This is a genomic window from Caballeronia terrestris, assembly GCF_001544515.1.
In the GTDB taxonomy this organism is placed as follows: domain Bacteria; phylum Pseudomonadota; class Gammaproteobacteria; order Burkholderiales; family Burkholderiaceae; genus Caballeronia; species Caballeronia terrestris.
Genome location: NZ_FCOL02000006.1, coordinates 183,639 through 196,123, shown reverse-complemented (window position 1 = coordinate 196,123; position 12,485 = coordinate 183,639). Strand labels below are relative to the sequence as shown.

Genomic DNA, 12,485 nt, shown 5'->3' with positions numbered 1-12,485 from the left:
CTGACCGAAGCAGGGCGCCGTCGCGCGCGCTCTGCTGCGCCCGCTTCAGCCTTCCCAATTCATCGAGGACGATATGAAATTTGCGTTCGTTTTTCCCGGACAGGGTTCGCAATCGGTCGGCATGCTCAACGCATTCGCCGATCACGCCGTGGTGCGCGAGACCGTCCAGCAGGCGTCCGACGCGCTCGGCCAGGATCTCGCGAAGCTGATCGCGGAAGGCCCGGCGGAAGAACTCAATCTCACGACCAACACGCAGCCCGTCATGCTGACGGCCGCGTACGCGATTTATCGCGTGTGGGAGCAGGAAGCGGGCGTGAAGCCGGCAATCGTCGCGGGTCATAGCCTCGGCGAGTACACGGCGCTGGTCGCGGCCGGCGCGCTCGCGTTCGCCGATGCCGTCCCACTCGTGCGCTTTCGTGCGCAGGCGATGCAAAGCGCCGTGCCGGTGGGCGTTGGCGGCATGGCAGCGATCCTCGGTCTAGACGACGACACCGTGCGCGCGGTCTGCGCGGAAGCGTCGGCGGCGGGCGTCGTCGAGGCGGTCAATTTCAACGCGCCAGCGCAAGTCGTGATCGCGGGCGCGAAGGCGGGCGTCGAGAAGGCGTGCGAAATCGCCAAGGCGAAAGGCGCGAAGCGCGCGCTACCGCTGCCGGTATCGGCGCCGTTCCATTCGTCGCTGCTCAAGCCCGCGTCGGACCAGTTGCGCGACTATCTTGCGAAAGTCGACGTGAAAGCGCCGCAGATTCCGCTGATCAATAACGTCGACGTCGCGATTGTCTCCGATCCCGCCGCGATCAAGGACGCGCTCGTGCGCCAGGCGGCGGGCCCGGTGCGCTGGGTCGAATGCGTGCAAGCGATGGCGCGCGACGGCGTCACGCACGTAATCGAATGCGGCCCGGGCAAGGTGCTCGCGGGCTTGACGAAGCGGATCGACGGCTCGCTCGTCGGCGCGTCGGTTTTCGATCCGGCTTCGCTCGACGAAGCGCGCAAGCTGCTCACGGCGTAACCAGAAGGACGACAACATGAACTTGGACAAGCAGGTAGCCATCGTCACGGGCGCATCGCGTGGCATCGGGCGCGCGATCGCGCTGGAACTCGCGCGCCAGGGCGCGACCGTGATCGGCACGGCGACGAGCGAAAGCGGCGCCGCGGGCATCACCGAAGCCTTCGGGCAAGCGGGCCTGAAAGGACGCGGCGCGGTGCTGAACGTGAACGACGCAGCCGCCGCCGACGCCTTCATCGACGCCACCGTGAAGGAATTCGGCGGGCTGAACGTGCTGGTGAACAATGCCGGCATCACGAAAGACCAGCTCGCGATGCGCATGAAAGACGAGGAATTCGACGCCGTCATCGATACGAACCTGCGCGCCGTGTTCCGCCTCTCGCGCGCGGTGCTGCGCCCGATGATGAAAGCGCGCGGCGGACGGATCATCAATATCACTTCGGTGGTCGGCTCGTCGGGCAATCCGGGGCAGGCGAACTACGCGGCCGCGAAGGCGGGCGTCGCCGGCATGACGCGCGCGCTGGCCCGCGAGATCGGCAGCCGCGGGATTACGGTGAACTGCATCGCGCCGGGTTTCATCGATACCGACATGACGAAGGTCCTGCCCGAAGAGCAGCGCACGGCGCTGACCGCGCAGATACCACTCGGCCGACTGGGCAGCCCCGACGATATCGCGCATGCTGTGGCTTTCCTCGCGTCGCCGTTCGCAGGCTACATCACCGGGACGACGCTGCACGTGAACGGCGGCATGTACATGTAATAGGCGTTCGTTTAATATGCGCGCCGCGGGCGGCGCGCAAAATGCTTGCAAGCATCGCGCTGGCTCCGGATTGGCGCTGTAATGAAGAAGTCAACGGATCGCGCGTGACCGGCTTCGCGCTTGGTTGCACGCGGTGAAAGCATGAACTCGAAGTGCCGCTTTTTACAGTTGCAAACCTGATAAAATGCGCGCACTCGCAACTTTGAACCTAATTTCCCTCGGAGGGCTGCATGGACAATATCGAACAGCGCGTGAAGAAGATCGTCGCCGAACAACTGGGCGTCGCCGAAGCTGAAATCAAGAACGAAGCTTCGTTCGTCAACGATCTGGGCGCTGACTCGCTCGACACCGTCGAACTGGTGATGGCACTGGAAGACGAATTCGGCATGGAAATCCCCGATGAAGAAGCCGAGAAGATCACGACGGTTCAGCAAGCGATCGACTACGCTCGCGCGAACGTCAAGGCCTAAGGCCCGGACGCGCCAGCGACCTTTCGCACTCGAGCTTGACGCTCTGTCGCGACCGAGACCGATATAACAGCCACAGGGCTAACAGGGCAGTTTCCTGTGGCCGCTGTGGCTTTCGCATTTTTGTCATCTATGGATAAGGGGTTACCGTGAGCCGTCGTCGAGTCGTTGTTACAGGCCTTGGGCTGATTTCGCCTGTTGGCAATACCGTTGCCGACGGCTGGGCCAATCTGCTGGCGGGCAAATCCGGCATTGCCGAGATCACGAAGTTCGACGCGTCGAACTTCTCCACCCGCTTTGCCGGCGAAGTGAAGGGCTTCAATGTCGAGGAATACATGCCCGGCAAGGAAGCGCGCCATATGGATACCTTCATCCATTACGGCATCGCAGCGGGCGTGCAGGCCATGCAGGACAGCGGCCTCGAGATCACCGAGGAAAACTCGGAGCGCGTCGGCGTGGTCGTAGGTTCGGGCATCGGCGGCCTGCCGATGATCGAAGTCACGCAGACCGAGTTGCTCAACCGTGGTCCGCGCCGCATCTCGCCGTTCTTCGTGCCGGCGTCGATCATCAACATGATCAGCGGGCATCTGTCGATTCGCTTCGGTCTGAAAGGCCCGAATCTCGCGATCGTCACCGCGTGCACGACGGGTCTGCATTGCATCGGCGAGGCCTCGCGCCTGATCGAATACGGCGACGCCGACGTGATGATCGCGGGCGGCTCGGAAGCCACTGTGTCGCCGCTCGGCGTGGGCGGGTTCGCGGCGGCGCGCGCGCTGTCGCAGCGCAACGACGACCCCGCGACGGCGAGCCGTCCGTGGGACAAGGATCGCGACGGCTTCGTGCTCGGCGAGGGCGCCGGCGTGATGGTGCTCGAAGAGTACGAGCACGCGAAGGCGCGCGGCGCGAAGATCTACGCGGAAGTGTCGGGCTACGGCATGAGCGGCGACGCGTACCACATGACCGCGCCGCCCGAAGACGGCGACGGCGGCCGTCGCAGCATGATCAACGCGATGAAGAACGCGAAGGTCAATCCGGACGAAGTGAACTACCTGAACGCGCACGGCACGTCGACGCCGCTCGGCGACATCGCCGAGACCACCGGCATCAAGCGCGCGTTCGGCGATCACGCGAAGAGCATGGTCGTGAATTCCACGAAGTCGATGACCGGGCACTTGCTCGGCGGCGCGGGCGGGCTTGAATCGGTGTTCACCGTGCTGGCGATCCACCATCAGGTATCGCCGCCGACCATCAACATCTTCAACCAGGACCCGGCCTGCGACCTGGACTACTGCGCGAACACAGCGCGGGAGATGAAGATCGACGTGGCGCTGAAGAATTCGTTCGGTTTCGGCGGAACGAACGGCACGCTCGTTTTCAAGCGTCACTGAGCGGCAGGCGCTCGGCATCGTAGGGGGAAGGCTTTGCCGGGCGCATTCGACTACCACGACACCTTTGCACTTCGTCCTTCGCGGATGCTGTTCGGCGCGACGCTCGGGTTTATCGGTGTGGCGGTAGCGGCGGTTTCAGTGCGTCGCGCCCAGATCGGGGTTTTTCGATGGCGGTGTCGCGGCGTCGATGTGCCTCGTCGCATTGAGCGCTTGTGCCCACGCGTGGCAGCGCAAGCAGCCGGTCGCATTCCGGCTCGGCGCCGACGGCATCACCACGTGGGACCGTTCGGGCATAGCGCACTATCGGCGGATCACGGGCTGTGCTCAGTGGAGCAACCAACTGCTCGCCCTGACCCTGCTTTCGGCCGACGGTCGCGCGAGCCATCTCCTCTTCGCCGCCGATGCCGTCGAGCGCGACGTCTTCCGGGAACTCGCCGTGCGGGCCCGGCGCGGCGCCCAGGCCTATCTGTAAAGACTGTAACGGCTCATGAGCACCGGAAGTGGTGCATCGGCGGGAACGCTACAATAGCCGTCCGCGTAGCACCCCCAAAGTTAACGGATTTCCCAGGTGAGCGAAAAAGAAATCGACCAGGTTCTGGTCGAACGCGTGCAGAAAGGCGACAAGGCAGCGTTCGAGCTACTGGTTGCCAAATACCACCGCAAGATCATTCGACTGATCTCGCGCCTCGTGCGGGACCCCGCCGAGGTCGAAGACGTCGCCCAGGACGCCTTTATCAAGGCTTACCGCGCGTTGCCGCAATTTCGCGGCGAATCGGCGTTTTATACGTGGCTTTACCGGATTGCGGTCAACACCGCGAAGAACTACCTTGCCACGCAGGGCCGCCGCGCCCCAACTTCTACCGAAGCTGACGCAGAAGAAGCGGAAACTTTCTCCGACGCGGACCAACTAAGGGATATCAACACGCCTGAATCGATGTTGATGAGCAAGCAGATCGCACAGACGGTCAATGCTGCGATGGCGGTTTTGCCGGAAGAGCTGCGCACCGCCATAACCCTTCGAGAGATCGAGGGACTGAGCTACGAGGAAATCGCCGAAATGATGAATTGTCCAATCGGGACCGTCAGATCGAGAATTTTCCGTGCTCGCGAAGCCATTGCGGCAAAATTGCGTCCGTTGTTGGACACTCCTGAAGGCAAGCGCTGGTAAGCGGCGAGAATGCGCGGGACAGGGACGCAATATCTGGGTTAGTTGGTGTCACTACGGGGTGTAGTCAAGATGGGGAGCATCATGGGGTCGGTCTCGATGCAATCGCAAGCGGGCTCGCGCAGCGAGCGTATGTCGGCGTTCGTTGACGGGGAATCGCTCGACGAGCTTGGGAACATCAGTCAGTTTCTGGCGGATTTGAAGAATCAGGACCGCGCGCAGTGGTCCGAATACCACCTGATCGGCGACGCGCTGCGTTCCGACGATCTGGCGGTCAGTCCCGCCACCAGTAGCGCGTTCATGGCGGCGTTCACGCGGCGCTTCGAATCCGAGGTGCATGTGTTCGCGCCCGCCGCGCTGCCAGCAGCGGCGGCGAAGCGCCAGGGCGTCATGCGCCGGCGCGTCATGCCGGCGTTCGCGGTCGCGGCTGCTGCGGCCACGCTCACGTGGATCGTCGTGCCGCAGTTGCAGGGCGTCGATAGTCGCGGCGGCGTGCAGGTCGCGAGCGTTTCGACGGATTCGATGCAGCGGGTGGCGATGGCGTCGATTCCGGCTGCCACGGCGCGCCCGGTGCTGACCGAAGCGAATATCATCCGCGATGCGGACCTCGACCAGTATCTCGAAGCGCATCAGCAGTTCTCGCAGCAGCCCGTCGTGCCCGGCTCGATGCCTCTGATTCGCGCAGCCGCCACCTCGCAAGGCCAATAATCGATGCAGAGATTGCGGTTGAACAAAACGGCGTATTGGGGGCGGCTGCCGGCATTGATGTTCTGTGCAGCCGCGTTGTTGACCGCAGCATCTGGTGCTTTTGCGCAAGGCGACGATCCCGTTGCCGCGCGCCGCGCCGCAGCAGAATTGCTCAACCGCATCCATCTCGCGGCTCTGCAGCAGAATTACGAGGGCACGTTCGTTTATCAGCGTGGCGCGACGGTGCAATCGTCGCGGATCACGCACGCGGCGGCACGCGGCGACGGCGAGTACGAGTCGCTCGAAAGCCTCGACGGCAAGCCGCGCAGAATGCTCCGCCACGACGACGACATGTTCACGTTCGTTCCCGAGCGGCATTTGTGCGTCGTCGAAAAGCGGCAGAACAAGGATTCGTTCCCGGCGCTGCTCGCCACGAGCGGCGATCAGGTTCTTTCCGTCTACGAGCCGAAAATGCTCGGCACGGACCGCGTCGCGGGCCTGGACAGTCAGGTCATCGAGCTCGATCCCAAAGATTCCTATCGTTTTGCCTATAAGCTCTGGGCCGATGCCAAGACCGGCCTGCTTCTGCGCGCCCAGACGCTCGATCCGGACGGCCAGGTGCTCGAGCAGCTATCGTTTTCACAGGTGCGCATCGGCGGCCCGGTCGACAAGGCCGCAATCGCCAACGGCATCCGCAACACGTCGGGCTGGACGATCGTGCGTCCGCCGGTCCAGCCAGTCGACATGGAAGCGCAGGGCTGGCAGTTGACGCCGAATATCGCCGGATTCAAAAAGATTCGCGAACTGCGCCGCCCGATGGCGTCGCGCGAAGAAGGCCAGCCGCCGATTCCCGTCGATCAGGCCGTGTTCTCCGACGGTCTCGCCACCATCTCGATTTTCGTCGAGCCGGTGGAAAAGAATTCGCGCAAGGAAGGCGCGGGAAATACCGGCGCCACGCACGTGCTCGTGAAGCGCCGTGGGGATTTCTGGATTACTTTGCTTGGCGAAGTGCCGCAAGCCACGTTGCAGCAATTTGCTTCTGCCATAGAATACAAGCCTTCCAAGTAATCCCTCGGCCCTCTTGATATGAGCAATTCCTCGCTGCGCAAGTTTTTCGCGGCTGCGGCGCTTGCCGTGTGTCTGCCGTTCGTTTCGAGCGCGGCTGCCGCGGCAACACCAGTAGTGAACTTGCCCGATTTCACGACCCTCGTCGATAAAGTGGGGCCGTCGGTCGTCAATATTCGTACGACCTCGCGCGTCGGCACGAGCAGCGATCTGCGCGGTCTGCCGCCCGGCCTCGACGAAGGCGACATGTCCGAGTTCTTCCGGCGCTTCTTCGGCATTCCGATGCCGGGTCAGCCGGGCGCGCCCCGTGGCGGCGGGGGCGGAGGCGGAGGCGGCGGTGGAAGCGACGGCGGCAAGGGCGGCGGCGGACGCGGCGCGCTCCCCGACGACAGCCAGGACAACTCCGAGCAAAGCAGCGGCGTCGGCTCAGGCTTCATCCTCTCGACGGACGGCTACGTGATGACGAACGCCCACGTCGTCGACGACGCCGACACCATCTACGTCACGCTCACCGACAAGCGCGAGTTCAAGGCGCGGCTCGTCGGCGTCGACGAACGCACGGACGTCGCGGTCGTGAAGATCAACGCGTCGAACCTGCCGGCGATCACCATCGGCGATTCGAACAAGGTGCGCGTCGGCGAATGGGTGCTCGCGATCGGCTCGCCGTTCGGGCTCGACAACACGGTGACGGCCGGCATCGTCAGCGCGAAAGGGCGCGACACGGGCGATTACCTGCCGTTCATCCAGACCGACGTCGCGGTGAACCCGGGCAACTCGGGCGGCCCGCTCATCAACATGGCGGGCGAGGTGATCGGCATCAACTCGCAGATTTATAGCCGCACCGGCGGTTTCATGGGCATCTCGTTCGCGATTCCGATCGACGAGGCGATGCGCGTCGCCGATCAGCTGAAGACGGTCGGCAAGGTCGTGCGCGGCCGGATCGCGGTCGCGATCGGCGAGGTGACGAAGGACGTCGCCGATTCGCTCGGCCTGCCGAAGGCGCAGGGCGCGCTGGTGTCGAGCGTCGAAGCAGGCGGTCCGGCCGACAAGGCGGGCATCCAGCCTGGCGACATCATCCTGAAATACAACGGTCACGACGTCCAGACCGCGACGGACCTGCCGCGCATGGTCGGCGACACGAAGCCCGGCTCGAAAGCGACGATCACCGTGTGGCGCAAGGGTCAGACGCGCGACCTGCCGATCACCATCGCCGAAATGCAGCCGGACAAGGTCGCGAAGACCGAGCAGAAGAAGGCGCCGGTGCCGAAGGAGCGCGCGAGCAACGCGCTCGGCATGGCCGTCAGCGACATTTCCGCCGAGCAGAAAAAGGCGCTGAAGCTGACGAACGGCGTGATGGTCGACGCGGTGGAAGGGCCGGCGGCGCGAGCGGGCTTCCAGAAGGGCGACATCATCCTGCGCATCGGCGACACGGACATCACGAGCGCAAAGCAGTTCGAGGCGGTCGCGCAGAACGTCGATGCGAGCAAGATGGTCGCCGTCCTCGTGCGTCGCGGCGACAACACGCAGTTCGTGCCGCTGCGTCCGCGCGCGCAGCCGCAAAAGTAAGCGCGAGATGGCACCTTTCACGCTCTACGGGCGGGCATGGTGCCATCTTTGCGACGACATGAAGGCCGAACTTGAACCGCTTGCGGCGGAGTTCGGCGCGGACATCGAGTGGATCGACATCGACACGGATCCCACGCTCGAAGCCCGCTACAACGAGCGCGTGCCGGTGCTGGTGCTCCACGGCACGGAGTTGTGCCACTACCGTCTCGACGCCCCCCGCGTGCGCGCAGCGCTCGAAGCGCGCGCCGCGTCATCCTGAAAAAGCGCCCGCCCGCGGGCCCCTGCCGCAAAAAACGCCGGGCAGACCCCGTTTCGGCTAAAATGCTGGGGTTTTTCCCCTATTTTCAAGGCGTGTCCCGCGTTTCGTCAGGGCGCGCCTTTTTTGCTTGATCGGCACTGAATGAATCATATTCGCAACTTTTCGATCATTGCGCACATCGACCACGGGAAATCGACCCTGGCCGACCGCATCATCCAGTTGTGCGGCGGCTTGTCCGACCGTGAAATGGAAGCGCAGGTTCTCGATTCGATGGATCTGGAGCGTGAACGCGGCATCACCATCAAGGCGCAGACCGCGGCGCTCACCTACAAGGCCCGCGACGGCCAGGTCTACAACCTCAACCTGATCGATACCCCGGGCCACGTCGACTTCTCGTACGAAGTCAGCCGGTCGCTGTCGGCGTGCGAAGGCGCGCTGCTCGTCGTCGACGCCAGCCAGGGCGTCGAGGCGCAGACCGTCGCCAACTGCTACACCGCGATCGAACTCGGCGTCGAAGTCGTGCCGGTGCTGAACAAGATCGACTTGCCGGCGGCCAATCCCGAAAGCGCGATCGAGGAAATCGAGGACGTGATCGGCATCCACGCCACCGACGCCACGCGCGTCAGCGCGAAGACCGGCTTCGGCGTCGAGGACGTGCTCGAAGCGCTGATCGCCAAGGTGCCCCCGCCGAAGGGCGACCCGGACGCGCCGCTGCAGGCGCTCATCATCGATTCGTGGTTCGACAACTACGTCGGCGTCGTGATGCTCGTGCGCATCAAGAACGGCACGCTGCGCCCGAAGGACAAAATCAAGATGATGGCGACCGGCGCGCAGTATCCGGTCGAGCATCTCGGCGTGTTCGCGCCGAAGGCGACGAATCTGGCTTCGCTGTCGGCGGGGCAAGTGGGCTTCATTATCGCGGGCATCAAGGAGTTGCAGGCTGCGAAGGTCGGCGATACCGTCACGCTCGCGGCGCGCCCGGCGCCCGAACCGCTGCCGGGCTTCAAGGAAGTGAAGCCGCAGGTGTTCGCGGGGCTTTATCCGATCGAGGCGAACCAGTACGACGCGCTGCGCGAATCGCTCGAAAAGCTGAAGCTGAACGACGCCTCGCTGCAGTACGAGCCGGAAGTGTCGCAAGCGCTCGGCTTCGGGTTCCGCTGCGGGTTCCTCGGGCTCTTGCACATGGAAATCGTGCAGGAGCGACTGGAGCGCGAATTCGACATGGACCTCATCACGACCGCGCCGACCGTGGTCTACGAGGTCCTCCAGCGCGACGGCACGACGATCCAGGTCGAGAATCCGGCGAAGATGCCAGAGCCTCCGAAGATCGAGGAAGTGCGCGAGCCGATCGTCACGGTGAACCTGTACATGCCGCAGGAGTATGTCGGCTCGGTCATCACGCTCTGCACCAACAAGCGCGGCCAGCAGATCAACATGCAATACCACGGCCGTCAGGTGCAACTGACCTACGAAATCCCGATGGCGGAAATCGTGCTCGACTTCTTCGACCGGCTGAAGTCCACGTCGCGCGGATATGCGTCGATGGACTACGAGTTCAAGGAATATCGCGCGGCGGACGTCGTCAAGGTCGACATGCTGATCAACGGCGACAAGGTCGATGCGCTGTCGGTCATCGTGCACCGCTCGCAGAGCCAGCATCGCGGGCGCGAAGTGGCGTCGAAGATGCGCGAACTGATCCCGCGCCAGATGTACGACGTGGCGATCCAGGCGACGATCGGCGCGAACATCATCGCGCGCGAGAACATCAAGGCGCTGCGCAAGAACGTGCTGGCGAAATGCTACGGCGGCGACATCTCGCGAAAGAAGAAGCTGCTCGAGAAACAGAAAGCGGGCAAGAAGCGGATGAAGCAGGTTGGCTCGGTCGAGATTCCGCAGGAGGCGTTCCTCGCCATCCTGCGCGTCGACGACTGACGGCGGCGCTCACGCCGCCGCTCGCCAGAAAACGATAACAACCGGAAACGATTGATGAATTTTGCGTTGATTCTTTTGATCCTCGTCGTCTTGACAGGGATCGCATGGGTGCTGGACAAGCTGGTGTTTCAGCCGCAACGGCGCCGCGCCGCCGACGCCGCAGTCGCGGAATTCGACCGGCAGCAGGAACGCATCGGCGAGCGTTTCGCCGATGAAAACGCCGCGCAGACGCGCGCGCGCTTGCGCGACGACAAGCTGCGGCAACCGTGGTGGCTCGAATACACGGCGAGCTTTTTCCCGGTGATCCTGGTGGTGTTCGTCGTGCGCTCGTTTGTGGTCGAGCCGTTCAAGATTCCGTCGGGATCGATGGTGCCGACGCTGCTGGTCGGCGACTTCATCCTGGTCAACAAGTACGAATACGGCCTGCGTCTGCCGATCATCAACACGAAGCTGACCGACGGCAAGCCGCTCACCCGCGGCGATGTAGTCGTGTTCCGCTATCCGAAGGACGAATCGGTCGACTACATCAAGCGCGTGATCGGCCTGCCGGGCGATACCGTCGCGTATGAGAACAAGAAGCTGACGATCAACGGCAAGCCCGTGCCCGAGACGCAGCAGCCGGATTACTTCGACGACGAACGCATCGGCTACGCGAAGCAGTTCGTCGAAGACCTCGACGGCCGCAGGAACGCGATCCTCAACAACCCGCAAGTGCCGCCGTTCGTCATCGGCGCGGATGATTTCCCGTATCGCGACAACTGCGTCTACAACGCGCAGGGTGTCACGTGCAAGGTGCCGGCGGGCCACTACTTCATGATGGGCGACAACCGCGACAACAGCGCCGACAGCCGCTACTGGGGCTTCGTGCCGGACAAGAACATCGTCGGACGCGCGTTTTTCATCTGGATGAACTTCAGCAACCTGAAGCGAATCGGCGCGTTCCAGTAACGCTCGCTTGAAACGAAACGCGCCGCATCGCCAGCGGCGCGTTTCGCCCGATGTCCGTGCTTCGAAACTGCGTGAAGAAGCGCGGCTAAGGCCTCTACTCCGCGCAGTTTCCTGTGCGTTTTTCCCGGCGGCCGGCCGGATTCGCCGCTCCGGCGCCCGCGTTATACTCTGTCCATGCCCTCAACCCCGTTGGAAAGCCGGCTGCGGTATGAATTTCGCAATGCGGAATTGCTGCGCCAGGCGATGACCCACCGCAGTCACAGTGCCACGCACAACGAACGGCTCGAATTTCTCGGCGATTCCGTTCTAAATTGCGTGGTGGCTGCGCTTTTGTTCCAACGATTCGCAAAACTCGACGAAGGCGATCTTTCCCGCGTTCGCGCCAATCTAGTCAAACAGCAGTCGCTTTATGAGATCGCGCAGGCGCTGAACGTGTCGGAAGCGCTCCGGCTTGGCGAAGGCGAACTGCGCAGCGGCGGTTTTCGCCGTCCGTCGATCCTGGCGGACACGCTCGAAGCGATCTTCGGCGCGGTCTTCCTCGATGGCGGTTTCGATGCCGCGCATACGGTCATCAAGCGTCTCTACACGCCGATCCTCGATCACATCGATCCGCGTACCATCGGCAAGGACGCGAAGACGCTGCTCCAGGAATATCTGCAAGGCCACAAGATCGCGCTGCCTACCTATACCGTCGTCGCAACGCACGGCGCCGCGCACAATCAGCAATTCGAAGTCGAATGCACGGTGCCGAAGCTCGACGTGAAGGTGTCCGGCTCTGGCGCAAGTCGCCGCGCGGCCGAGCAGGCGGCGGCGAAGAAAGCGCTCGACGACGTGATGGCCGCCGCGCCTGCGCTCGTCGTGAAGCCGAAGCGCAAGGGCGCGCGCGCAGCGAAGCACGCCGAGCCGGAAGTCGTGCCGGGCGTCACCGGCGTGCAGACGGCGCTCGATTTGCGCTCCCCCGACAAGAAGGAGCGGCAACGCGTCGCCGATGCAGCGCCGGTCGCCGTGATTCGCGCGGCGCATGTGGAGCCGTCGGCGGGATCGTTTGCTGCTGTGGAGAAGTCCGAGCGGCATACGATTCATCGTGCGGAGAAGGGCGGCGAGGCCCCCGTCAACGCCGAAAAGACGCCCGAAAACGCCGAACCGCAGCAGAACCACGACGAACAGCACCAGGTCGCGCGCGCCGCCGATACCGGCCGCTGACGCGCCATCCCGAGTCCCGGCGCCTGAGCGCGCCTCACGAAC

At 63.7% G+C, this 12,485-nt stretch carries 13 protein-coding genes; all 13 read left to right on the top strand.

The features are described 5' to 3' along the window. Nucleotides 1-73 precede the first annotated feature (73 nt). The 13 genes from fabD to rnc all read left to right on the top strand — a co-directional run bounded on the left by fabD (nt 74) and on the right by rnc (nt 12,443). On the top strand, nt 74-1,006 hold the full coding sequence (fabD, locus tag AWB67_RS07965) for an ACP S-malonyltransferase (protein ID WP_087655685.1): 933 nt from the start codon (nt 74-76) through the stop codon (nt 1,004-1,006). Between the two features lie 16 nt (nt 1,007-1,022). Beyond that, nucleotides 1,023-1,763, top strand: coding sequence for a 3-oxoacyl-ACP reductase FabG (fabG, locus tag AWB67_RS07960; protein ID WP_087655684.1), 741 nt, complete (start codon nt 1,023-1,025; stop codon nt 1,761-1,763). Between the two features lie 230 nt (nt 1,764-1,993). After that, nucleotides 1,994-2,233, top strand: coding sequence for an acyl carrier protein (gene acpP, locus AWB67_RS07955; RefSeq protein WP_004197638.1), 240 nt, complete (start codon nt 1,994-1,996; stop codon nt 2,231-2,233). A gap of 146 nt (nt 2,234-2,379) precedes the next feature. Then, nucleotides 2,380-3,618 carry a beta-ketoacyl-ACP synthase II gene (gene fabF, locus AWB67_RS07950; protein ID WP_087655683.1) on the top strand — a complete coding sequence of 413 codons (1,239 nt, stop codon included), beginning with the start codon at nt 2,380-2,382 and terminating at the stop codon, nt 3,616-3,618. A gap of 187 nt (nt 3,619-3,805) precedes the next feature. Then, a complete protein-coding gene (locus AWB67_RS07945) occupies nt 3,806-4,090 on the top strand; it encodes a hypothetical protein (protein ID WP_087655682.1) in 285 nt (94 codons plus the stop codon). A 96-nt stretch (nt 4,091-4,186) separates the two neighbouring features. Next, nucleotides 4,187-4,786, top strand: coding sequence for an RNA polymerase sigma factor RpoE (gene rpoE / locus AWB67_RS07940; RefSeq protein ID WP_087655681.1), 600 nt, complete (start codon nt 4,187-4,189; stop codon nt 4,784-4,786). An 81-nt stretch (nt 4,787-4,867) separates the two neighbouring features. Then, nucleotides 4,868-5,491 (top strand): sigma-E factor negative regulatory protein, encoded by a 624-nt coding sequence (locus AWB67_RS07935; protein ID WP_087655680.1) that lies wholly within the window; start codon nt 4,868-4,870, stop codon nt 5,489-5,491. Between the two features lie 3 nt (nt 5,492-5,494). Next, nucleotides 5,495-6,538, top strand: coding sequence for a MucB/RseB family sigma factor regulatory protein (locus tag AWB67_RS07930; RefSeq protein WP_087655679.1), 1,044 nt, complete (start codon nt 5,495-5,497; stop codon nt 6,536-6,538). Between the two features lie 18 nt (nt 6,539-6,556). After that, the gene (locus AWB67_RS07925; RefSeq protein WP_087655678.1) at nt 6,557-8,101 is read left to right on the top strand and encodes a DegQ family serine endoprotease; all 1,545 of its coding nucleotides are present in this window, start codon (nt 6,557-6,559) and stop codon (nt 8,099-8,101) included. Between the two features lie 7 nt (nt 8,102-8,108). Beyond that, nucleotides 8,109-8,360: a glutaredoxin family protein gene (locus AWB67_RS07920; RefSeq protein ID WP_087655677.1), complete on the top strand. Its 252-nt coding sequence runs from the start codon at nt 8,109-8,111 to the stop codon at nt 8,358-8,360. A gap of 141 nt (nt 8,361-8,501) precedes the next feature. Next, nucleotides 8,502-10,292 carry a translation elongation factor 4 gene (lepA, locus tag AWB67_RS07915; protein WP_087655676.1) on the top strand — a complete coding sequence of 597 codons (1,791 nt, stop codon included), beginning with the start codon at nt 8,502-8,504 and terminating at the stop codon, nt 10,290-10,292. Nucleotides 10,293-10,346: 54 nt separating this feature from the next. Further along, nucleotides 10,347-11,240 (top strand): signal peptidase I, encoded by an 894-nt coding sequence (gene lepB, locus AWB67_RS07910; protein ID WP_087655675.1) that lies wholly within the window; start codon nt 10,347-10,349, stop codon nt 11,238-11,240. A 174-nt stretch (nt 11,241-11,414) separates the two neighbouring features. Then, complete coding sequence (gene rnc, locus AWB67_RS07905; protein WP_235025070.1) at nt 11,415-12,443, top strand: ribonuclease III; 1,029 nt, start codon at nt 11,415-11,417, stop codon at nt 12,441-12,443. The last annotated feature ends 42 nt before the right edge of the window (nt 12,444-12,485 follow it).

What these genes read in the sequence shown, in the direction of transcription:
- rnc (WP_235025070.1), top strand. Translation starts at nt 11,415, where the DNA reads ATGCCCTCAACCCCGTTGGAAAGCCGGCTGCGGTATGAATTTCGCAAT.
- fabD (WP_087655685.1), top strand. Translation starts at nt 74, where the DNA reads ATGAAATTTGCGTTCGTTTTTCCCGGACAGGGTTCGCAATCGGTCGGC.
- lepB (WP_087655675.1), top strand. Translation starts at nt 10,347, where the DNA reads ATGAATTTTGCGTTGATTCTTTTGATCCTCGTCGTCTTGACAGGGATC.
- AWB67_RS07925 (WP_087655678.1), top strand. Translation starts at nt 6,557, where the DNA reads ATGAGCAATTCCTCGCTGCGCAAGTTTTTCGCGGCTGCGGCGCTTGCC.
- AWB67_RS07935 (WP_087655680.1), top strand. Translation starts at nt 4,868, where the DNA reads ATGGGGTCGGTCTCGATGCAATCGCAAGCGGGCTCGCGCAGCGAGCGT.
- AWB67_RS07945 (WP_087655682.1), top strand. Translation starts at nt 3,806, where the DNA reads ATGTGCCTCGTCGCATTGAGCGCTTGTGCCCACGCGTGGCAGCGCAAG.
- AWB67_RS07920 (WP_087655677.1), top strand. Translation starts at nt 8,109, where the DNA reads ATGGCACCTTTCACGCTCTACGGGCGGGCATGGTGCCATCTTTGCGAC.
- acpP (WP_004197638.1), top strand. Translation starts at nt 1,994, where the DNA reads ATGGACAATATCGAACAGCGCGTGAAGAAGATCGTCGCCGAACAACTG.
- AWB67_RS07930 (WP_087655679.1), top strand. Translation starts at nt 5,495, where the DNA reads ATGCAGAGATTGCGGTTGAACAAAACGGCGTATTGGGGGCGGCTGCCG.
- lepA (WP_087655676.1), top strand. Translation starts at nt 8,502, where the DNA reads ATGAATCATATTCGCAACTTTTCGATCATTGCGCACATCGACCACGGG.
- fabG (WP_087655684.1), top strand. Translation starts at nt 1,023, where the DNA reads ATGAACTTGGACAAGCAGGTAGCCATCGTCACGGGCGCATCGCGTGGC.